Origin of the sequence: Arcticibacter sp. (assembly GCF_045629565.1) — a bacterium.
GTDB lineage: Bacteria > Bacteroidota > Bacteroidia > Sphingobacteriales > Sphingobacteriaceae > Arcticibacter.
This window is the reverse complement of the sequence record NZ_JAZQRL010000105.1, coordinates 1-21,883: the sequence shown is the minus strand read 5'-3', so window position 1 is coordinate 21,883 and position 21,883 is coordinate 1. Positions and strand designations below refer to the sequence as shown.

At 45.2% G+C, this 21,883-nt stretch carries 21 protein-coding genes and 1 pseudogene; 12 read left to right on the top strand and 10 right to left on the bottom strand.

All coding sequences use genetic code 11. The features are described from left to right. Positions 1 to 88: 88 nt before the first annotated feature. A complete protein-coding gene (locus ACKI5J_RS14520) occupies positions 89 to 1,090 on the bottom strand; it encodes a type I phosphomannose isomerase catalytic subunit (protein WP_407430207.1) in 1,002 nt (333 codons plus the stop codon). Positions 1,091 to 1,334: 244 nt separating this feature from the next. Here ACKI5J_RS14520 and ACKI5J_RS14515 point away from each other — a divergent pair, with 244 nt between their 5' ends. Continuing rightward, positions 1,335 to 2,603: a DEAD/DEAH box helicase gene (locus ACKI5J_RS14515; RefSeq protein ID WP_407430206.1), complete on the top strand. Its 1,269-nt coding sequence runs from the start codon at positions 1,335 to 1,337 to the stop codon at positions 2,601 to 2,603. Positions 2,604 to 2,686: 83 nt separating this feature from the next. On the opposite strand, the gene ACKI5J_RS14510 is transcribed toward ACKI5J_RS14515, so the two are convergent. Next, a complete protein-coding gene (locus tag ACKI5J_RS14510; RefSeq protein WP_407430205.1) occupies positions 2,687 to 2,830 on the bottom strand; it encodes a hypothetical protein in 144 nt (47 codons plus the stop codon). Positions 2,831 to 3,083: 253 nt separating this feature from the next. Here ACKI5J_RS14510 and ACKI5J_RS14505 point away from each other — a divergent pair, with 253 nt between their 5' ends. Further along, entirely contained in the window at positions 3,084 to 3,311 is a 228-nt protein-coding gene (locus tag ACKI5J_RS14505; RefSeq protein WP_407430204.1) for a hypothetical protein, read from the top strand. A 12-nt stretch (positions 3,312 to 3,323) separates the two neighbouring features. Here the strand turns inward: ACKI5J_RS14505 and ACKI5J_RS14500 are convergent, their stop codons facing one another. After that, complete coding sequence (locus tag ACKI5J_RS14500; protein ID WP_407430203.1) at positions 3,324 to 4,214, bottom strand: CorA family divalent cation transporter; 891 nt, start codon at positions 4,212 to 4,214, stop codon at positions 3,324 to 3,326. Positions 4,215 to 4,355: 141 nt separating this feature from the next. Between ACKI5J_RS14500 and ACKI5J_RS14495 the strand changes: the two genes are divergently transcribed. The 4 genes from ACKI5J_RS14495 to ACKI5J_RS14480 all read left to right on the top strand — a co-directional run bounded on the left by ACKI5J_RS14495 (position 4,356) and on the right by ACKI5J_RS14480 (position 11,538). Beyond that, positions 4,356 to 6,134 (top strand): aminopeptidase P family protein, encoded by a 1,779-nt coding sequence (locus ACKI5J_RS14495; protein ID WP_407430202.1) that lies wholly within the window; start codon positions 4,356 to 4,358, stop codon positions 6,132 to 6,134. An 80-nt stretch (positions 6,135 to 6,214) separates the two neighbouring features. Beyond that, positions 6,215 to 6,511, top strand: a complete 297-nt coding sequence (locus ACKI5J_RS14490; RefSeq protein WP_407430201.1) for a hypothetical protein — start codon at positions 6,215 to 6,217, stop codon at positions 6,509 to 6,511. Positions 6,512 to 6,759: 248 nt separating this feature from the next. Further along, positions 6,760 to 9,843 carry a SusC/RagA family TonB-linked outer membrane protein gene (locus tag ACKI5J_RS14485; RefSeq protein ID WP_407430200.1) on the top strand — a complete coding sequence of 1,028 codons (3,084 nt, stop codon included), beginning with the start codon at positions 6,760 to 6,762 and terminating at the stop codon, positions 9,841 to 9,843. A gap of 9 nt (positions 9,844 to 9,852) precedes the next feature. Next, positions 9,853 to 11,538 (top strand): RagB/SusD family nutrient uptake outer membrane protein, encoded by a 1,686-nt coding sequence (locus tag ACKI5J_RS14480; protein WP_407430199.1) that lies wholly within the window; start codon positions 9,853 to 9,855, stop codon positions 11,536 to 11,538. Positions 11,539 to 11,634: 96 nt separating this feature from the next. On the opposite strand, the gene ACKI5J_RS14475 is transcribed toward ACKI5J_RS14480, so the two are convergent. From ACKI5J_RS14475 to ACKI5J_RS14465, 3 genes are read right to left on the bottom strand one after another with little or no spacing between them, the layout of a single operon-like run. Beyond that, a complete protein-coding gene (locus ACKI5J_RS14475; RefSeq protein WP_407430198.1) occupies positions 11,635 to 12,561 on the bottom strand; it encodes an EamA family transporter in 927 nt (308 codons plus the stop codon). An 8-nt stretch (positions 12,562 to 12,569) separates the two neighbouring features. Further along, on the bottom strand, positions 12,570 to 13,145 hold the full coding sequence (locus ACKI5J_RS14470; protein ID WP_407430197.1) for a DUF4375 domain-containing protein: 576 nt from the start codon (positions 13,143 to 13,145) through the stop codon (positions 12,570 to 12,572). 42 nt (positions 13,146 to 13,187) lie between these two features. Beyond that, complete coding sequence (locus ACKI5J_RS14465; RefSeq protein ID WP_407430196.1) at positions 13,188 to 13,604, bottom strand: META domain-containing protein; 417 nt, start codon at positions 13,602 to 13,604, stop codon at positions 13,188 to 13,190. Between the two features lie 163 nt (positions 13,605 to 13,767). Here ACKI5J_RS14465 and ACKI5J_RS14460 point away from each other — a divergent pair, with 163 nt between their 5' ends. After that, entirely contained in the window at positions 13,768 to 15,198 is a 1,431-nt protein-coding gene (locus ACKI5J_RS14460; RefSeq protein WP_407430195.1) for an ATP-binding protein, read from the top strand. 73 nt (positions 15,199 to 15,271) lie between these two features. Here ACKI5J_RS14460 and ACKI5J_RS14455 read toward each other — a convergent pair whose 3' ends face one another. Continuing rightward, positions 15,272 to 16,501 (bottom strand): NADP-dependent isocitrate dehydrogenase, encoded by a 1,230-nt coding sequence (locus ACKI5J_RS14455; protein ID WP_407430229.1) that lies wholly within the window; start codon positions 16,499 to 16,501, stop codon positions 15,272 to 15,274. Between the two features lie 152 nt (positions 16,502 to 16,653). Between ACKI5J_RS14455 and ACKI5J_RS14450 the strand changes: the two genes are divergently transcribed. Further along, positions 16,654 to 17,103: a hypothetical protein gene (locus tag ACKI5J_RS14450; RefSeq protein WP_407430194.1), complete on the top strand. Its 450-nt coding sequence runs from the start codon at positions 16,654 to 16,656 to the stop codon at positions 17,101 to 17,103. On the opposite strand, the gene ACKI5J_RS14445 is transcribed toward ACKI5J_RS14450, so the two are convergent. Then, complete coding sequence (locus ACKI5J_RS14445) at positions 17,100 to 18,983, bottom strand: DNA polymerase III subunit gamma/tau (protein WP_407430193.1); 1,884 nt, start codon at positions 18,981 to 18,983, stop codon at positions 17,100 to 17,102. The two genes, ACKI5J_RS14450 and ACKI5J_RS14445, sit on opposite strands and share 4 nt — an antisense overlap. A gap of 136 nt (positions 18,984 to 19,119) precedes the next feature. On the opposite strand from ACKI5J_RS14445, the gene rpsF reads away from it, so the two are divergent. From rpsF to mtgA, 4 genes are all read left to right on the top strand, one after another. After that, a complete protein-coding gene (rpsF, locus tag ACKI5J_RS14440) occupies positions 19,120 to 19,494 on the top strand; it encodes a 30S ribosomal protein S6 (RefSeq protein ID WP_407430192.1) in 375 nt (124 codons plus the stop codon). After that, positions 19,494 to 19,757 carry a 30S ribosomal protein S18 gene (gene rpsR, locus ACKI5J_RS14435; protein ID WP_106290311.1) on the top strand — a complete coding sequence of 88 codons (264 nt, stop codon included), beginning with the start codon at positions 19,494 to 19,496 and terminating at the stop codon, positions 19,755 to 19,757. Before rpsF ends, rpsR begins: the two co-directional genes overlap by 1 nt. A gap of 16 nt (positions 19,758 to 19,773) precedes the next feature. Next, the gene (gene rplI / locus ACKI5J_RS14430) at positions 19,774 to 20,217 is read left to right on the top strand and encodes a 50S ribosomal protein L9 (protein WP_106290313.1); all 444 of its coding nucleotides are present in this window, start codon (positions 19,774 to 19,776) and stop codon (positions 20,215 to 20,217) included. 61 nt (positions 20,218 to 20,278) lie between these two features. Beyond that, positions 20,279 to 21,001: a monofunctional biosynthetic peptidoglycan transglycosylase gene (gene mtgA / locus ACKI5J_RS14425; RefSeq protein ID WP_407430191.1), complete on the top strand. Its 723-nt coding sequence runs from the start codon at positions 20,279 to 20,281 to the stop codon at positions 20,999 to 21,001. Positions 21,002 to 21,015: 14 nt separating this feature from the next. Here the strand turns inward: mtgA and ACKI5J_RS14420 are convergent, their stop codons facing one another. Together ACKI5J_RS14420 and ACKI5J_RS14415 are read right to left on the bottom strand one after the other, a co-directional pair. Then, on the bottom strand, positions 21,016 to 21,486 hold the full coding sequence (locus ACKI5J_RS14420; protein ID WP_407430190.1) for an ABC transporter ATPase: 471 nt from the start codon (positions 21,484 to 21,486) through the stop codon (positions 21,016 to 21,018). 78 nt (positions 21,487 to 21,564) lie between these two features. Beyond that, a pseudogene (locus ACKI5J_RS14415) lies at positions 21,565 to 21,883 on the bottom strand (hypothetical protein); the annotation flags it as partial.

The window sequence follows — 21,883 nt, the reverse complement described above, 5'->3', positions numbered from 1 at the left end:
AAAAGAGTTTATTTAGCGGCAGACCGGAGGGCGCCAATCAGCGCACCGGTCGGTTTTGAGTATTCAACTATGGAAAATTGATCATGCATCAATTTTCCATAGAAAAGACGCTAGTCCCAATATAAGATTCCAATATCCGGAACCCTTCAGTGGTATGAAGCTTTACATGTTGTATGGTGGCAGGAATGAGTACAGAGTCACCCATTTTAACATCGAGCCTTTGCCCGCCGTATTCCAGTGTATACGATCCTCCGACACAAACATGGATCACAAATGAATCGAATAAATAATCACGGCTTACCGTTTGCGTGTAATCGAGGATGTTTGTGGTAAAATAAGGACACGTCACAACTTGAACCGGTTCGTTCTGTCTTTCCTCGTAACGCGTTTTATACTCATCGTGGAACGAATAGTCGATAGCCGCCAGTGCCTCTTCCGTGTGAAGCTCTCTCTTATTTCCTTTATCATCCACACGATCGAAGTCATAAATGCGGTACGTAATATCAGAAGTTTGCTGGATCTCAGCTATAAGCAGCCCCTTGCCAATAGTGTGCACACGGCCGGCAGGCAAGAAAAAGACGTCGCCTGCTTTCGCTTCTTCCTTATTCAGAATCTCCGTAAGCTTTCCGCTATTCAATTTCTCCAGGTAAATCTCCTCGTTAAGGGGTTGGTTAAATCCGGTTATCAGACTCGAGCCTTGATCTGCCTGAATGATATACCACATCTCTGTTTTTCCAAAAGAGTTATGTCTCTCTCTGGCCAGAGTATCGTTCGGGTGAACCTGAATGGACAAATCGTCATTTGCATCAATAAATTTTACAAGTAAAGGAAATTCGTTTCCGAAGCGGTTGTAAACCTTCTTGCCAACCAGATCGGCCTGATGTGTTTCCAGTAAGGCAGCAAGTGACTGGCCAGCCAGTTCTCCGTTTGCTACCACAGATACATCACTCTTCACGCCGGAGATCTCCCAGGTCTCACCGCAATTTGGTAGCGGAGCAAAGTCTTTTTTCAGGATGTCGCGAATTTTCTCGCCACCCCAGATCTTGTCTTTGTATATGGTCCTGAATTTGAAAGGATATAAAGTTGCCATAATGGTATTGAAAAGATTAGTGACACAAGTATACTTAAAAATCACTATTCTGCATGAGCGGGCTACGGCACACAGGATAGATATAATCCTCCGCATCACGCCCGGTTCATGAAATTTTGTAAAGAATCCTGATGCAAAAGACAAATGCTTTTTAATGCCGATGATTCAAAATTACTCATTTTCAAGACCTTGCCTATTTTAGCAATAAATACCGTATCTTTGCGACATATAAAAAATCAACAATTTGTTATTCAAAGAATTAAATCTCATTGAGCCGCTTCTTAAGGCTCTGAGTGCCGAAGGATATACACATCCAACCCCCATACAAGAGAAAGCCATTCCAGTAGTACTACAGAAGAAAGACCTTTTAGGTTGTGCCCAGACAGGTACAGGTAAAACCGCTGCTTTCGCGTTGCCTATGTTGCAGCTGTTACAGGAAAAGCCAGTGCAGAAAAACACACGCCGCAACATCAGGGCGCTGATTCTAACACCTACCCGCGAACTGGCTATCCAAATCAGGGAAAGCTTCGAATCATACGGCAAATTTACCGGTATAAAGCAAACGGTTATTTTCGGAGGCGTATCACAAGGTAAGCAGGTAGATGACCTGAACAAAGGCGTAGACGTGCTGATCGCTACCCCCGGCCGCTTGCTCGACCTGGTATCCCAGCGCTTGGTGAACCTGCAGCATATCGAATTGTTCGTCCTCGACGAGGCAGATCGTATGCTCGACATGGGTTTCGTTAACGACGTTAAGAAGATTATCGCCAAGATCCCGGTGAAGAGACAAACCTTGTTCTTCTCGGCCACCATGCCCGATGAAATATCTCACCTTGCCAACACCATCTTAACGAACCCTGTACGTGTTGAAGTTACCCCGGTTTCCTCAACCGCAGAGAAGATCACGCAAGCGATCTATTCAGTAGAAAAGAAGAATAAGCCTAATCTGCTTATCCATTTGCTACAAGATAAAAGCATCGAAAATGTGCTTGTATTTACTAAAACCAAGCACGGCGCAGATAAGCTGGTTAAAATTCTTGCTAAAGCAAATATCATAGCTGAAGCCATCCATGGCAACAAATCTCAAAATGCCCGTCAGCGTGCATTGACAAACTTCAAGTCAGGTGATTTGCGTGTTTTGGTTGCAACCGATATCGCTGCCCGGGGCATTGACGTAGATGAGTTGAAAAATGTGATAAACTTCGAGCTGCCAAATATCCCGGAAACTTATGTACACCGTATAGGTCGTACCGGAAGGGCAGGAGCAAGTGGTACAGCATGGTCATTCTGTGACGAAGAAGAGCGCCCGTTTTTGAACGACATCCTGAAACTCACCCAGCAGGAGATCCCATTGGTAGAAGATCATCCTTATCCTTTATATTTTAATAAGCTGGCGGTGCCTTCATCAGTGAAAAAGACAAAAAGCAAAGAAAGCTTCCGGTCTTCTTCAAGAAAGAAAAGCTTTCGCCCAAAGGAGAAGCCGCAGTCTTTCCACCGTAAAGCAGCATCTTAGCTAGACAAAAAGTGCATATAAAACAAAAGGGAATCCATTAGGGCTCCCTTTTTGCTTTTCGTAGGTAGTTGATAGAGAATATATTAAGCGGCTTGCTTAATGGTATGTGTTTGCTTATTTACTTTATTCTTGTAATTCTTGAGATCTGCCTTTAAAATTTCCATTAACTGGATATCGAAACCTTGTGTCAACTTATCGATGTTGTTTGTAGCTGTTATCTTTTTCATGATGTCAAGTTTAATGTTTGATGTTAATCCTTATACCAAGAACATGCCAAAGTCACAGTAATCTCATGAAAATGTTTGTAATATGCTCATTGTTAAAGAGTAAAAAAATATTCTCTTCCCTTAAACACTCGTTCATACGAGCCTCCGCGAACAGATTATCTAATTTTCTGATCAGTGTCGTCTTTATTAGACAACCGCTTACTTCTCTTAAAACATTACCACCAAAAAGAGGTTCTCTAACAAAAAAGACAGTATGGAACAGTTTGATATGCAGTTAATGCTGAAAGACGGCACGTTTGCCGACTATCAGGTGAAGACAGAGAAGGATTCGAAGCTTTACGAAGTATATAGTGGTGAATCATTGGTTGCCTCGTTTAAAGATGACGGTCAGGGCTCTTTTACGCTCAATGACAATTCAGGAAATATCGATGAAGATCTGCAGAGCAGAATGATCGAACAATTAAAGGGATTTTCGGCGTAGCCTCGGGTTGCCCTACAGCCATCTTTTTTTTCTAAACCAAAAATAGATGGCAACGGTAATCATCAACATCAGCAAGAGTACCCCGGGATAACCCCAGGGGTACTCCAGTTCAGGCATAAATTTAAAATTCATCCCATAAATGCCTACAATGAAAGTAAGCGGCATGAAGAATACCGAAAATATAGTCAATACACGCATAGTTTCGTTGGTTCGTTGGGATGCCGTCGAAAAGTATGTATTCAGAAGCTGGTTGATGTTATCGTTCAAGCTATCATAGATAGTGGTCAGCTTCACATACAGGTCCCGCGTATCCCGCGTGTTTACATTCCCCTGATGATCATCAATATTTTCAATAATGTCCCGTGACAACATGAGCATACGCCTCAAAAGGTCAATCTTCCTTCTCAGATAATATAGGCCTTTCAAAATAGGCATGTTCCGCTTGCTCAAAAATACCTGCTCTTCATAATAATCGACAGCTTGGGCAAGCTTATTTGATGGCTCATCGTACGTCGTCAGGCAGGCCCTTGCAACAGCATTCAGCAGCTGATGAGTGTTCTTTAATAGCAACGCCTTTTTCATGACAGGTTCCAGAAATAGCTGCGGATATCGATGAATGGTAATAAAAAAAGATGCGGAGTAAAATATGGCTACCTTGTTCGTGAGCTCCTGTACCGTATCAGCTTCCAGCAAATCATAATCCGTGTGCACTCTGAAAATGATGAATGCATAATCTTCCAGCGATTCATACTTCGGTAAATGACCCGGCTGTAAACAATCTTGCACCAGTGCAGCATGGAGCCCGTAAGATCCGGCTATATCCTGAAGCTCCCCATCATCTGGAGCATTAATGTCGATCCAGTCATATCCATGGTCCTGCTTATTACAAATTTGTCTGATCATAATCTTGTTAAACGTTCGCGTGTTCGTATAGTTCTATGTTGCCTCCGGTTTTCAATAATAGGGTCATATCTCCAATTGTCAGCCTTCCTTTTTCGTAAGCGATATACAGATTTTGTAAATTGCGTCCTTATTCTTAGGAAAATGACATATCAGGAAAAACTATCAGGAATCCGACGCCAGATGCTCCAAGATAAAGTGGACGCATACATTATTCCGTCTGCAGATCCGCATATCAGCGAATACCTTCCTGATCGCTATAAATGTATTCTTTTCGCTTCAGGTTTCACGGGTTCAGCGGGAACATTGGTTATCACTCAGGACTTTGCCGGTCTCTGGACCGACGCCCGCTATTTTGTACAGGCGGCTGAACAGCTGCAGGGTACCGGGTTTGAACTGGTCAGATTGGTCGCTCAAGGTAGTCCTGAATACATCGGCTGGCTTGCAGAAAATCTGGACGCCTACGCTACCGTAGCGTTTGATTCTAACCTCATATCGGTTCAGCTCGCCCAAACCATTCAGGAAGAACTATCCGTAGCCGATATAAAAATCGCTGAAAATAAAGACTATTTAGACAGCTTATGGGCAGACCGGCCCGGCTTACCCGCTTCGCCCGCCTTTCTTCTGGACGATGCCCTGACTGGTGAAACCGTACCCTCAAAACTGGAACGTATCCAACAGGAGCTGAAAAGAAAAAGAGCCGATTACCACCTGATCTCTTCACTGGACGATATCGCTTGGGTTTTCAATATCAGGGGAGCTGACGTTAAATGTAATCCTGTTACGCTGGCATTTGCATTAGTATCTGCTAAAAGTACGGTCTTGTTCATTGATATAACTAAGCTGGGCACTGCCGACCGCTCGCGGCTAAAGAGCTGGGGAATCGAAGTGCGGCCTTATCAGGAGGTTCACCAGGCTGTAGCGGCACTGACATCCTCTTCGGCTATATTACTCGACCCCAAGAGAACTTGCTTCGCCATTTATCTTCAGATTTCTGCGGATGTTAAAATCATCCAGGATATCAATCCAAGCACCAATTTTAAAGCAATCAAGAACGAAACGGAAATCGCGAATATCCGCAAGACAATGGTTCGCGATGGAGTAGCACTTACACGCTTCTTCAGATGGCTTGAAGAAAGCATGGTGCATGAAGAGGAAACAGAAATCTCCGTTGCCGAAAAATTGTATACGTTTAGGGCAGAGCAGGAAGGTTTTGTCGGAGAGAGCTTTGACACCATAGCCGGTTATGCCGAGCATGGAGCACTGCCGCATTATAAAGCAACGGTGGAAAGTGATTCGCGACTGATGCAGGACGGGTTGTTTCTTCTTGATTCGGGTGGCCAGTACCTTCAGGGTACAACAGACATTACCCGCGTGGTATCGTTGGGCAACCTGACGCAGGAAGAAAAAGCAGATTATACGCTTGTCCTCAGGGCTATGATCGAAGGTTCCACAGCACGCTTTCCCAGGGGCACCAAAGGGTATCAGATCGACGCTATCACACGCAAGCCACTCTGGGATCATGCACGCAACTATGGACATGGAACCGGACATGGAGTCGGCTATTTTCTGAACGTTCATGAAGGGCCCCAGGTCTTCAATGCATCAAACTTATTAGTGGATGTTGAGCTGGGCATGGTAACTTCGGTAGAGCCGGGCATCTATCGGCCTTCCAGATACGGTATTCGAATTGAGAATCTGGTACTCGCCGTTCCAGACGAAACAACCGAGTTCGGCGAATTCTACACGTTCGAAACGTTAACAAAATTTGTAATAGAAACCGATCTGCTAGATAAAACCCTTCTTGAAACTAGACACATCAACTGGTTAAATGCGTATCACGCAGAGGTTTTTCACCATCTCAGTCCTTTTCTGGATGGCGAAGATCTGAACTGGTTAAAACGTAAAACCGAAGCTATATAGGCTGGCGATCAGAATGCCCCTATCTTTCGGCAGAGTTATTGCAATACCTCAGGTATTAATACCTACTTAAAAAGAAAGTTATGGATAAGTTGCAAAAATTCGATTTGATGGCGAAGATAGTAAGAGAGCTTGAAGACCTCAAAAACAGCCAGCAAGCTGTTATACAGAAGATCGCCAAGATTGAAATTGATAATATAGAGCTGGGTGATCGCAAATTGGAAAAGGATTTGCCGGATGTACATCAACGTACAGCCGACAATATGGATACTATAGCAGACATACTGGACTATTTTGCCGGTAAAACTGATTCCTTCGGAGATTCTAACAACGTAAATAAATTACGTGAAGACCAGGCTATTCGCGATTCGCAGGCTTAGGTCGATGCTACCCTTTTGAAAAGCTGTCTGGCAAAAAGCCAGGCAGCTTTTTTTTTGTCCAAAAATCGCCGTTTCATTTAAAATAAAATATCTATATATTGCAGGATGCTACAGGACGCCTAAAGTGAATCCCAAGTATTTAACTAACCAACATTCTAACTATCATCTACAATCCCTATGACATAGACAAAGACTTTTTGAGCTCTTACTGACCATTTATCTCTAACGTATTATTAAACCTAATTTTTATGACCAAATTTTTTGCGCTCTTATGCCTGGTGCTCTGTCTCTCAGGCTTTCAGGCAAATTCTCAAAGCAAACAAGTTTCGGGGAAAGTCTCCGACATCAAGACCAACGAGCCGCTGATAGGTGTATCCGTCAGAGTAAAAGGTACAAATGCAGGTACCAGTACTGACGTGAGCGGAAACTTCAGGCTGACCGTAACCGGGTCCAATCCTGTTCTCTCCGTATCTTACACCGGTTACCAGGCCAAAGAAGTACCCGTAGGCACCCAACAAACGTTCGACATCAAATTACAAGAAGATGCCCAGGCGCTGGATGAAGTCGTGGTCGTAGGATATGGTACTCAACGCAAGTCGCAGGTCGCAACAGCTGTTGCCAGCGTCAGTGGTGAGGCCATCGCTGAACGGGGAACAGTAAGTGCCCTGCAGGGTGCGCAGGGCCAGGTTGCCGGGGTCGATATCTCACAGGGTTCAGGCAGGGCCGGCGGCGGATACAATATCCAGATACGCGGCCAGAACTCACTTGCCGGAGGACAGCCCCTTTATGTTGTCGATGGCGTAATCGTTCCTGATATCAACTTCCTGAACCCTCAGGATATTTTTAAGCTGGACATTCTGAAGGATGCCGCTTCGACCGCAATTTACGGCTCCAGAGGATCAAACGGTGTGGTATTGGTTACTACCAAAGGCGGCGGAACCGTGAAAGGCGCACCAACGATCTCTTATGACGGATATGCCGGAGTCAGAGAACTGGCCAGAATGCCCAATTTTATGACCGGCGACGAATGGTGGGAGTACCGTCAGAATACCTATATATCCCCTGAACTGCTTGCCGGCAGAACAAATTATACCAATACCATTGGTAGTTTCGACAATCCTACCATTCTGAACCGCCTGGCGGAAAAAGATTATACCGATTGGATCGACCTCGTTACTCAAACCGGAGTTCAGGCAAACCATTCGCTCAACATCTCCGGAACTAGTGATAATGCTAAGATCAGATATGTGGTGGGTGCAGGTTACCAGAAGGAGAAAGGTAACTTTCTTCAGGAAGATTTCAGCCGTTATAACCTGAAGTCGAGTGTTGAAACTGACCTTTCGGATAAATGGTCTGCTGGGTTAAGTATCAACTATTCGCTTTCTGAAACGGAGCGTGGCAGTGATGTTGCCATCAGGAATGCTTTCGCCATGGCGCCTATCTTCAAGCCTTACGACGATCAGGGCAATCTGGTCTTCCGGCCAGGACAGATACCCCTGAATGCCAATACCATCACGAGTTTAACAAGTACGGTTAATCCTTTGCTGGAGATTCCGAATACAGAAAATAACACCCGTCGTAACTTCGCAGTCGGTAGCTTGTTTCTTCAGTTTGCTCCGGTAAGTTGGATCACTGTTCGTTCATCGTTTCAGCCAAGTGTATCCAATGTACGCAACGGTCGCTTCTGGGGTTCTCTGACAACCGAAGGCGATGGCTTGCTGCCCGATGCTCAGCGTGTAAATCAGGAGAATTTCTCTTATATCCTGGATAATATGGTCACCGTGAAAAAGGATATCAAAGATCACAGTTTCACATTCACCGGCCTCCAGAGTATGCAGAAAGATCAGTTCGAACAGGATTCCGTCCGCGTAAACGACCTCCCCTTCAATTCCTCCTACTATAACCTCGGGTCATCTTCCAACAGGCAGCTTTCAAGCAGCCAGTACAGCGAATTCTCGCTCATATCATACATGGCCAGGCTGAATTATTCATTCAAGAACCGTTATCATATTATCCTGGCCAACAGATGGGATGGTTCATCCAGACTGGTTGAAGGTAACAGATGGTCATCTTTCCCGTCTATCGCGGTAGGATGGCAGCTCGCAGAAGAGGAGTTTATCAAAAAATATAATTTTATCTCCGAACTGAAGCTTCGGGTAAGTGCCGGAAAGGCCGGAAACAACAATGGTGTTCAACCATATGGAACCCAGGCGACACTAAGCAGCCCGTCTTTTTATGATTTCGGTGGTACACAGGCCCTCGGTTATGTTGCCAGTCGTTTGCCTAATACCAGCCTTACCTGGGAAAGGACCCGGGAGTATAACTTCGGACTCGACTATGGCTTCTTCAGAGGAAGAGTTAGCGGTAGTCTCGATCTGTACGATAAAGAGTCAAAAGGCTTGATCCTGAACAGGCTTATCGCCATTGAAAACGGTTTCCCGTCCATTATCGATAACGTCAGCTCTGTAAGCAATAAAGGTATCGAGTTCTCCCTGCGAACAATCAATGTATCTACCAAGAACTTTAACTGGACGACCTCCATCAACTTTGCCCGCAATAAGAACGAGATTCTTGAGCTGTTAAACGGTAAGGAAGATATGGTAGGTAATAAATGGTTTATCGGGCAGCCCATTAACGTAAACTATACGTATGTATACGACGGCATCTGGGAGGAATCAGAAAGAACCGAGGCAGCTAAATACGGTCAGTTTCCCGGACAAGCCAAGGTCAGGGATTTCAATAATGACGGTCAGATTAGCAGCACGAATGACAGAGCCATCATCGGCCAGAAAGATCCAAAATGGACAGGCGGTTTCTCCACGCAGGTTACTTTCAAAGATTTCGATTTTTCTGCGTCACTGTTTGCCCGGCAAGGACATCAGGTCTTCAGTCCGTTTCATTCTCAGTACGGAAACTATGCAGACCGCGGAACTCAGAAGGTATATTATGACTACTACATGTCCGAGAATTTAGTAACCCCAACCCGTACATCTACAGCATACCCGATGCCAAACAACGTCGGTCCGTATTGGAGTGGTATTGCAGGAGTAGGTTACTATAAAGAAGTATCTTTTGTCAAAGTGCAGAATATTTCCCTGGGATATACCCTTCCTTCTGATCTTCTGAAGAAGGTAAACGTAAAAAGCCTGAGAATCTATGCCAATGTCCTGAATCCTTTTGTATGGACTAAATTCGATGGGTTCGACCCAGAGAGTGCAAACGGGGTAGACCCGAATGTGAATGGTACCAATGATAACAACTCTACAGGTTCATTAAATAACCTCGCACCATCAACTGTTACTTACCAGCTGGGTGTGAACTTAAGATTTTAAGAAACAGATATGAAAACATTAAAAATATACTCCCTATTGCTCCTCTTCGTCGCCCTCGCGGGTTGCAAGGACTATCTGGAAGAAGAAAATAAGTCGAACATTATCGCTGAGGATTATTACCGGACCCAGGAAGGATACGAGAAGCTCATCAACGCCGCTTATTCTACCCTTCGAAACGTGTATGCCTACACCGGAACCAGCAGTGCTTACATGTTCAGTGCCGGGACCGATATGTACGTCGAAGGCAGAACCGGTGACCAGCCGAAGAGCCTGAGCGAGTACCGTAACCTGAATCCCGACGACCCCTACGTGCTTAGCTTCTACACGAACCTGTATAAGTCCATTCAGGTAACCAATACGGCTTTGTATTTTAACGCAAACACCGCAGAATCGGTAAACCTCCCCGTGAGGAAGGGCGAAATGCAGTTCCTGCGGGCGTACTACTATTTTCTGCTGGTCCAGACTTTTGGTGCCGTGCCCATTGTGACAGATCGTGTAACAGCTCCTCTTTCAGAATTTAACCGAAATCCTGTCCCGGAGGTATACGCTTTTATCATCAGTGAGCTGAATGCTGCCCTTGAACTTGTTCCCGAAACCTCTACTCAATATGGCCGCGTCACCAAACGGGCCATCCGCCACTACCTGGCAAAGGTGTACCTGACAAGAGCCTATGAGACGGATTTAGGCACAACGGAAGACTTCAGGCTTGCCGCCCAATTTGCAGACGCGGCAATAAATGGTCAGAAACTGACTACTTCCTTCGAAGATCTGTTTTACCCGGGTAACGATCGCGATCCTGAAATAGTGTTCTCCATCCAGTATGATCCAACCTCTCTGCCAACGTCAACAACTGGCGGAAACGGACAAGGAAACTTTTTCGGCCCCTATCAGGGTGGTCAGGGAGGTGTTCAGGGTTACCCATGGAGGAACTACGCCCTGGTGCCAACCATGTACACGTTTGATACATTTACGGAAAATGACGCGCGTTTTGATGCGACCTTTATGGTCTATCATTATAACCGTTACTACGACTACTACGATAAGAAAGACGACCGCGCTAATTTGAATATTCGCTTCTACTATAAGCCCAAGTGGGATACCCGTACGGCTGAACAGTGGAAAGCAGAAGATCCGGCTCATCGCAACAACGCCACCGTGATTCCGTATTCTTTAGCCTGGGAGTCTTCACAAAGAACGGTGGCAGATAATGCCAGTCCTACGGTAAAGAAATTTGATGATCCGAAATCTCAGTTCTCCGTTGGTAACGGATCAAGCAGTCGCGATTTGTTCCTGGCTCGTCTTGGTGAAACCTACCTGATTGCGGCAGAAGCTTATCTGGGATTAGGTAACACGGGCCCGGCTGCCGAACGGATCAACGAGGTTCGCAGAAGAGCGGCCAAACCAGGCAGGGTTGCGCAAATGACGATCGCGTCGACGGACGTGAACATAGACTTCATCCTGGATGAGCGGGCTCGCGAACTGGTTGGTGAATTCCACCGCTGGTTTGACCTGAAGCGTACAGGAACCTTGGTTGAAAGGGCTAAAAGGCTGAACAGGGACATCAAGACAAATTGGGTCGATCAGGGTATTGATCCTTTTGTTGGAGCTGATGGAAAGCTTAAAATCCTCAGACCAATACCTACAACCGCACTAGATCTGAACAATGCGGATATAGCGCAAAACCCAGGATATTAATTAAAATGACTTAATATCCGTATCCATATGAGAGGCTCATTGACCACGCAGTTAATGGGCCTCTTTGCTGCTGAAGCTGCCGGTACATGGGAGCGGTTAACCCAGACTCTTTCTGTATTTGGCCAAGTTGATCAGCAGTACACTGGCAAGAATAACGGTCAGGCCAATGACCTGAATAAAGGAAACGTGTTCATTCGCAAAGAATACGCCCAGCAGCACAGCAATAACAGGATTGACATAAGCGTAAGTACTTACCTGCGTTGCGGTACGCACCTGAAGGAGCCACACATAAGCACTAAAAGCCGCAATAGATCCCATCAGGATAAGGTAAACGAGCGACGACCATGCTTCAATAGAGACAGTACTCCAGGCGATGGAAGTCCATTCACCCTGGATAAGACTGCCGGGAAGAAATGCCAGTCCGCCGAAAGTCATTTGCCATGCGGTGTTCACAGCCGCTGAATTACCTTTGGAGTTGTATTTAGAATAAAGCGAGCCAGCCGACCAGGATATTGACGCCAATAACAGCAACAGCAAAGCAGGGAGCCTGTTATGATCTCCTCCGACAGCGAAAATCTCGTTCACCTGATCCCAGAAAAGCAGGATAACACCACCAAAGCCGATGATCAGTCCGATAATGGTGCTCATACTATTAAAGTTAATGTGCCACTTCGACTTGTCGAGCAGCACAAACCATATCGGAGAGGACGACACCATAATGGCCACTACAACACTTGGTATATATTGCTCAGCCCAAATCACAGCCCCGTTTCCGATGAAAAGCAGCAGGAATCCGGTCAGTGCAGAAGGTACCATGTAGTCTCGCTTAAAGACCTCCTCGCCCCTGGCAGCACACCAGCCCATCATAATCAGTCCGGCGGTAACAAAGCGCATGAATCCCATTAAGAACGGGGGTATTTCATGAACTGCCCGTTGAATGAAAAAATAGGTGGAGCCCCATACTACATAAACGGTAGCGAAGGCAATTACAACAAGTAGAAGAGAGGGTTTCTTATTTTCCAACTGAGGATTTAATTGTCAGCAAACTCATGCTTATTGGCACGAATATAGGCAATCTTCAGTTTCTGTAAATCTTCCTGATCGTATAAAGAAATAAATTTATTGTCAAATGTTTTCCAGTCTGTGTCCGCTGACCCCTTGCGGTGCTCTTCGTTCACCTCACGAACCAGTTCAGCGAACTTTGAAGCCTGTATCGCCTTGAACGCTGCCTCTGCACTTTCTATAAATCTCCCTGCGGTGCTGGTAAAAAGCTGATGGAACCCTCCGTTATTAACTTCGGCTTCTATCTGCCAGATGGTATAGATCGTTTGTCTCCCTGAAGAAAACGCACTAAATACAGCATACTCATTACTGAGGTTTTTGTTCATTTTTGAAAGGAGATTGTCTTTCACAAGTTGCAGGAGCTGATCATCAGAGACCTCGTCAATCTGATTTGCCGAAAGGGAGGTTTGTACCTCGCGGTTTGCGTAATCGATCAGTTCCGACGAAAGCTGGGCTTCCATCTTCTGTGCAAAGGCAGAGCCGGCAAAAGTAAAAAACAGTATACCGGCTATAAAATAGACGAATTGATTAGCTCGTACTTGCATTTTCAATAACTTAGGAATGACAAGATACGATTTTTATGTCAATTACTTGTCGGTTGCCTTTAAGGTCGCCAGAAGTTTGTCACCCTGATATAAGAAGAGGCTGTCTTTCCTTATCTCGTATCGCTCAGTGGCTTCCAAAGCACGGAAGAATGCATTTTCCACGTCGAGTGCCGGACAAGCCATCTTCGTTCCCATCAGGCCGCCGAATTGGAGTTTGTTGCCTTCAGAAGTGTAGTTCCCGCCAAAACCGTTACAGCCAGCTTTCCCGCGTACCTCGCCGGGTGCAGTGTCTAGCTCCATAAAAGCACCGGAAGACCCGGCATCCAGGTCGCCGGCAGATAGCAATGTCCATTTCTGAGAAGTAAGAGACTGAGAATCTGGTGCTGGTTTTCTCGATGCGCAGGCAGAAAAGATGAAAAGTCCTAAAATAATTGTAGCAATAGCTGAGCTGATTTTCATGAATTAGAGATTTATTTCGAAATTTGAGCCAGTATAACTCTTCGACTGACCGGTTAGGTATAAGTACGTCGCATAGCAGGCATATGTAACATTGATAAGTGAAATAGTGCAGAAAGACCAAAAATATACAATAGCTGACCGGTTTAACAGCTACAAAGCCTTCATGAATGAACTTTACAGGAAAGCGCCTGTAGGGATCTTTTTCATGAACAAAGATTTTGTGGTTTATTTTGCGAACGAGGCCATGTGCAAGGTCTTCAATAAGGAGAGCGTTGCCGAGATCGAAGGAGAGAATATTTTTGATCTGCTGCCCGATCTGGAAGGAGACCAGATCTATAACCTTTTTCGCAATGTCATAGACACAGGAGAATCCTTCGTAGACAAAGAACTCGCCGTGTCTTTTTCCAGAAATGGAAGAACCGAAATATCGTATTATGATGTATTGGTTGAGCCTGTCAGAAATCAACGTAATGAGATAATCGGAGTTGTTAATATTTCCGTCGAACTCACCGAACAGGTTGTTAACAGAAAGCGGCTTGAGGAGAGCCAGCATCGTCTTGGTCTGGCAATTGAAGCAAATAAGCTTGGTATCTGGGAGTTTGACCTGATCAATAATACATCTATACGTTCAGCGAGGTATGATGAGATCTTCGGCTATGAAAACGGTGCGCCGTCATGGTGGGGGAGGGAGGACTTCGTTAGGCACATTACAGAAGAAGATCTGCCCATATATAGGGGAGCGTTTCAGAAGGCACTGCTGCACGGTGAAATGGAGGCAGAAGTTAGAATAGTTACCGCACAGGGTACAATGAAATGGATCGGCGTGCGTGGAGTTATCCTCAAAAACGACGACGGAATTCCGGTCAAAGCAATAGGCATTACGGTAGACGTAACAGAACGTAAAAAACAGGAAACGCAAAAGGACGAATTTATCAGTATCGTCAGCCATGAACTCAAAACACCGATCACGTCCGTTAAGGCTTATACCCAGATCCTTCAGAGAGAACTTAGCAAACTGGGGGATCCTAAAATCAGCCAGATGTTCGACCGTATGGATAAACAGTTAAACAAGCTGACAGGCATTATATACGACCTGCTCGACGTGACACATATGGAAGGGGGAAAGGTTCGGTATAACCATACGGAATTCTCCTTTAATGAGCTTTTGGACGAAGTGGTGAGTGAGATTCAGGTCGGCGTAAATACACATCATATACGCACCATTAAAGAAGGACAAGACCGGATTCATGCCGACAGAGAGCGAATTAGTCAGGTTCTGGTCAACCTGATTACCAACGCCATCAAATATTCCCCCAAGGCCAGTGAAATAATTATCCGTACGTACCCTTCTGAAACTGTTTTATTGTGTGGAGTTCAGGACTTTGGCTTTGGTATTTCAGACGAAATGAAAACGAAGCTGTTTGAAAAGTTTTATCGTATACATAATACGCAGCATAGCACGGTATCCGGATTAGGTCTGGGATTATACATTACCCGCGAGATCCTGAAACGGCAAAATGGAAATATATGGGTAAACAGCAAGCTTGGCGAAGGTTCTGAATTTATCTTCGAGCTTCCGCTTAAGATATCCTGAACAGATAATCAGATAAACAAAAAGGGGATGACCGTTAACCGGACCATCCCCTTTTTCATATGCTTAATCTGGATTATTTAGCCAGTTTCGCTTTTAAGTTCTCATCAATAGCATCAAGGAACTCCTCGGTGTACAGGTAGTCAACACCATGCTCTACCTTAGCTTTAGCAGTGATCGCTAAATCCTTGGTCATTTTACCACTTTCTACCGTTTCGATACAAACTCTCTCTAGCGTATGGCAGAAGTCGATCAGTTCCTGGTTGCCATCAAGCTTTCCACGGAATTCAAGCCCTCTTGTCCACGCAAAGATAGAAGCGATAGGATTGGTAGAAGTAGGATTACCCTTCTGGTGCTCGCGGTAGTGACGTGTTACCGTACCATGCGCAGCCTCTGCTTCCATTACTTTTCCGTCAGGAGTGATTAACGTTGATGTCATCAGTCCCAGAGAACCAAATCCCTGAGCAACTGTGTCAGACTGAACGTCACCATCATAGTTCTTACAAGCCCAAACAAAGTTTCCGTTCCATTTTAACGCAGCAGCAACCATATCATCGATCAAACGGTGCTCATAAATTAAGCCGGTCTTGTCAAACTCAGCTTTGAATTCCTGCTCGTAAATCTCCTGGAAAATATCCTTGAAACGACCATCGTATTTTTTCAGGATAGTGTTCTTGGTTGAAAGATATAAAGGCCATTGTTTCATCAATGCCTGGTTGAAACAAGCACGTGCAAATCCTTTGATAGATTCGTCAGTGTTGTACATGGCTAAAGCAACACCATCACCCTTAAAGTTGTAAACCTCGAACGACTGCTCTTCGCCACCATCCTCAGGAGTGAAAGTTACCGTTAGCTTTCCTTTACCTTTAGTAACAAAATCTGTAGCACGGTACTGGTCACCGAAAGCGTGACGGCCGATACAGATAGGCGCAGTCCAGTTTGGAACCAGACGTGGAACGTTATTCATCAGGATAGGCTCACGGAATACAGTACCATCGAGGATATTTCGGATTGTCCCGTTAGGAGACTTCCACATTTGCTTTAGTCCGAATTCTTCAACGCGTTGCTCATCCGGCGTGATGGTAGCGCATTTGATACCTACACCGTATTGTTTTATCGCATTAGCAGCGTCCACAGTGATCTGGTCATTGGTCTCATCACGTTTCTCAACACCCAGGTCATAATACTTAATATCAAGCTCCAGGTACGGAAGGATCAGCTTATCCTTGATGAATTTCCAAATGATACGAGTCATTTCGTCTCCGTCCAGCTCAACTACCGGATTCGCTACTTTAATTTTTTGCACTGACATATTTGAATTTGTTTTGAGTAATTTGTTCAGATACACAAAGATATAAAAATTGAATAGACAGAAAGGTTTATGCCCGTTCAAAAGCTATTTCTGACAAACATTTAACCCTTTTGGTTGCTTTTATCAGTATAAAACCTATTTATACTATGAATAACGAAAATACACCGTTTCCTGAGCTGAATGATGATCAGACAGACAGGAACAGAATCCAGAAAGATGATCTGGACGCCAATGTGGGAAGCGAAGATCTGGTATATAATGAAGAAGAGGAAAGCTATGAAATCGATGTAGCCAGTGAAGATCCCGATTACCAGCATCCCGACCCGTACGATACTACAGGTAGAAACGGAAGCGACTTTGACTCAGACTTTGACGAAGCAAACCTTACCGCCAACGACGAATATCGCCGAACCAACGACGGAGATGATCCTGCCATCACGCCGGAATACGGTATGCATATAGACAGCGGAAAGATCGTAGAGCTTGATGAGATAGACGAAGAGCTGGCAGAAACTCCTGAGGACCAGCGCGACGATCTCGATGAAGAAGGCTACCCGAAAAACGACGAACCCGACAAAGACACAAATTTTCTTTAGTTGATTTCGAGATTGAACTTTTTTCTAAACTCTTCCAGCACAGGGTTCTTAGTAGCCATGTGCTGGTACTTTTCATGAGAGGTATATAATCTCTTCTTCTCATTTTTCTCCGCCTGACGAAGAACCAGATCAATGCTGTAATTGCGAAGCTGCACTCTCAGCGCATTTAAAAGATCTACCTTTTCAAGGGTAAGCAAATCCTCCTGTATGCGGTTTTCAATGGTTACCTCTACCTGGAAATTGTCTTTCAATACAGGCGTATAGCTGGTCATCAGGGTATACAGGTTGATTTTATTCTGCTTCAAGAGCTCCTGCGTATATTGATTCCAGGTTCTGATCAGCTCCGCCTCATTAAATGGCTCCTTTGAATCGCCTGACAGATATTTCGGGCCATTATCTTCCTCTTCCATTACCGGAGCAGACAGGTCGTTCAAATTAGGAATCAGGGATGCTACGGCTTTCATGGGCCTGATAGCGATCTTCGGCTTCGCCGCTGCCGCTGGTTGTGCAGGTGCTGACGTTGGAGGTAAAGAAACGGATTCAGGTGCGGGTATATACTGAACGGGCGAAGGCGCATTAACCGATGTTGACGGAGCAGAAGCTGCCTGCGCCTGCATTCCAGCAGGCTTTTCCAATACCGGAATGGAAGGAACGGGAGGTGCCGGCGCCGAAGATGTATGCGAAGGAGCAGTACTTGCTGCACTTGCAGCCGGCTGACCCGTCGTTACCCCGCTAGTTGATTTTTTTTTTGCTGCTTCAGTCAGACCAGAAGCAGCGAGATTTAAAGCGGAATGAATGTGGCATATCTTGATCAGCGAAATCTCTACCTGCAGCCTTTGGTTCTTACTGTTCCTGTAGTTCAGGTCACATTGATTGGCAATGTTAAGCCCTGAGAGCAGGAAGGAAGCCGAAGCCTTCCTGGATTGCTCCAGGTACTTCGTTCGTATGCCATCACTCACTTCCAGGAGTTTCAGCGTGGCACTGTCTTTCCCAACCAGCAGGTTGCGGAAATGCGAAGCAAGTCCGGTGATGAAGTTATTTCCGTCGAATCCATTCGTCAGGATCTCATCAAACACCAGCAGGGTGGAAGCGATATCCTGATTCAGCAGATGATCGGTTACCTTGAAATAGTAATCATAATCCAGAATGTTCAGGTTTTCTATAACGGCCTTGTAGGTTACGTTCCGGTTGGAGAAACTGACGATCTGGTCGAACATAGATAAAGCATCCCTCAGTCCCCCGTCTGCCTTTTGAGCAATGACATGCAAGCCGTCTTTATCAAAAGCCACATTCTCCTTGTTAGCTATATTAGCCAGGTGACCGGCCATGTCCTCTACCTTTATGCGGTTGAAGTCGAAAATCTGACACCTCGATAAGATTGTAGGAAGAATCTTATGTTTTTCAGTAGTTGCCAGAATGAAGATGGCGTAAGAAGGAGGTTCTTCTAATGTTTTCAGGAATGCATTGAAGGCCGCCTGAGAAAGCATATGGACCTCATCTATGATATAAATCTTGTATTTGCCGGCCTGAGGGGGAATACGAACCTGCTCGGTCAGACTACGTATGTCATCTACGGAGTTGTTCGAAGCGGCATCCAGCTCGTGGATATTGAATGAGTTTCCATTGCCGAAAGCACGACAGGAGGCGCAGGTTCCGCAAGCCTCATTATCGGCTGAAATATTTTCGCAATTGATCGTCTTCGCCAGGATACGCGCACAGGTAGTTTTACCCACACCACGCGGTCCGCAGAATAAAAATGCCTGTGCAAGCTGATTGTTTCTGATGGCGTTCTTCAGCGTATTGGTGATATGTTGCTGACCTACAACGCTTTCGAACGTCGCTGGTCTGTACTTTCTTGCCGATACCAAAAAATTATCCATCGCTACGAAGATAAGGAGAAGGCCGATGATGTGCAAGGCTGCGGAGAATCAGAATGGAATTTGTTTTTATCAATAGAATCTGCTACATTTGCACTCCCTTATTAAGAGGGTAAACAACTGATAATTAAATTACAAAATGCAACAGTACGAAACAGTAATCATTCTTACCCCGTTGTTATCAGACGAAGCTGCGAAAGAGGTTTTAACCAAATTCCGCGGTATTCTTTCAGATAACGGAGCCGAGATTGTCCACGAAGACAATTGGGGTTTGAAGAAACTTGCGTATCCTATCGAAAAAAAGACAACAGGATACTATCACCTAACTGAATTTAAGGCTCCGGGTGACTTAATTAAAAAACTGGAGATTGAATTGAGACGTGACGAGCGAGTTATGCGTTTCTTAACGATTTCTCTTGACAAGCATGCACGTGCGTATAACGAGAAGAAACGTAGCGGAGCATTCTTGAAGAAAAACAAACCTGAAAATCAAACTGAGGACGCTGCAAAATAATGGCAAGAGAAACAATTCAGTACGTAACAGCCCCTAAAGTAGAGGATACACGTAAGAAATATTGCCGTTTCAAAAAGAACGGTATCAAGTATATTGATTATAAGGATGCAAACTTCCTTTTGAAGTTCATTAACGATCAGGGTAAAGTTTTACCACGTCGTTTAACCGGAACATCATTGAAGTTTCAGCGTAAAATTGCTCAGGCAGTTAAGCGTGCACGCCATATTGGTATATTGCCTTATGTTACTGATTCATTAAAATAAGAGGAGGTAGATCAGCATGGAATTAATTTTAAAACAAGATATTAAGAACCTGGGCGAGAAAGACGATGTAGTAAACGTTAAGCCAGGTTTCGGACGCAATTTCCTTATACCTAAGGGATATGCTATTCAAGCTACTTCTTCTGCAAAGAAAGTTTTGGCTGAAAATTTAAAGCAAGCGCAATTCAAACAAGAGAAGATTAAAAATGACGCTCTTGCTGTAGCTGCTAAGTTAGAAGGTGTTAAGTTATCTATCGGCGCTAAGGCTGGTGAAAGCGGAAAAATCTTCGGTGCTGTAAATACTATTCAGGTAGCTGAAGCATTGAAAAAAGAAGGTTTTGAAGTTGACCGTCGTCGTATCACTTTCGAAACTGAGCCTAAATTTGTTGGCGAGTATGTTGCTAACTTAAACCTTCACAAAGAGGTTAAGGTTCAGGTTCCTTTCGAAGTGGTAGCTGAATAAGTTAAACTAAGGACTATAAAAGGGCGCCCCATATCAGGGCGCCTTTTTTTGTAACTCAAAAATGGCGCGTAAAAAATCCCGTACTCCCCGTAAATCATCCCGGTTCCAATTGCCCAATCTCATCCGTTGGGCTAAAAAGATCATCCTTTATTTTTTTGCTATCAGTGTGTTATGGGTACTCCTGTACCGGTTCGTCAACCCGCCTATTACCTGGCTTATGGTACAACGTGCGGTGGAACGTAAGCTGGATGGTAAAACCTGGAAGATCGACCATAAGTGGCGCGATTACGATAAGATGTCGCACAACCTTAAAGTTGCCGCGATCGCAGGCGAAGATGCCGGCTTCCTCAATCATTGGGGGTTTGATGCAAACGCGATCCAGAAGGCTTATCTTAAGAACAAAGCCGGACAGCCGATCCGGGGAGGGAGCACCATCAGCCAGCAGACCGCGAAGAACGTCTTTCTTTGGGGTGGACGTTCCTGGTTGCGCAAAGGCTTTGAAGCGTATTTTACCCTGCTTATTGAGATACTCTGGGGCAAAGAACGTATCCTCGAGGTGTACCTCAATGTTATTGAAATGGGAGACGGTATCTATGGGGCAGAAGCGGCGTGCCTGAACTACTACTCCAAGACAGCGGAAAGCTTAAGCAAAAGACAGGCCGCATTACTTGTAGCGGTGTTTCCAAACCCAAGAAAGTGGACACCTAAAAACCCAACACGCTATATCTACTATAAACAGGGACTTATCCTGCGCAATATGCGCTTTATCAAGCTCCCCGATTAGGTGCCGGGCTTCCCTCAGGCAAATACCCGGGCGTGCCAGCTGTCCTTCAAGGGAACCTCCCAGTTAGCATCAAGTTCTCCTTTGGTGAGCACCAGATTATTGAATACAATCGTATCACTGTCAATCTCGTTCGCCTGCAATAGTGACTCGAACTCCTCCCGGCTGCACGAATACACCTCATTGTGCTTCTTATAAGCCATGTTGAAGCGATCAAACATATTGACGCCGTATTCCTCCTCCAGGCTGCGTATAAAGCCCACAGAGCGGTCTATAGAGCATCCAGAGGCCGTGGCCTGCACCTCATCCACGATCAGGATCACAAAGCGGTTATAACGCAGCTCGCCTTTTGCGTTCAGTTGGGCACCATGTGCCTCCCATTGTGCCGCGAAGGCATTCAGATCTTTTTCAATTTTAGCCGCTTCAGAAGCGGTGAAAGCTCTGTTGGATTGATAGATCCAAACTCTTGATTGATCAGAAAATTCCATATGGCAAATATACGGATTCCGCATACATCCATATCTCAGCGTAATGTATTGTTTTGAAGGATTATGGACGTGGTCGTCTCATTTTTTTGCCTTATTAAAAAATACCTTCTTTCGAAGAATACATTCCGTTTCCTGTCTTTGTGGTGAGCGGCTGACAGCACTTTGGTCCGGTTTGTATTTTTTCCGGATTTCTTTTAGCAACCTGTTACCGTCATAGCCCATTTCCTGCATCTTCATGTAGCGATCCGGGTAGGCTTCTATGCTGAGGCGGATAGGATCTGCCGCAATGGAAGCCGGTTGTGCGGACTGATAAGCCGCGATAATGGCGCAGGGACTGAAGCCTTTGCTGTTCAGCAGGATGTATTCGCCGGTATGCCCTACCTGGTCATACATCAGC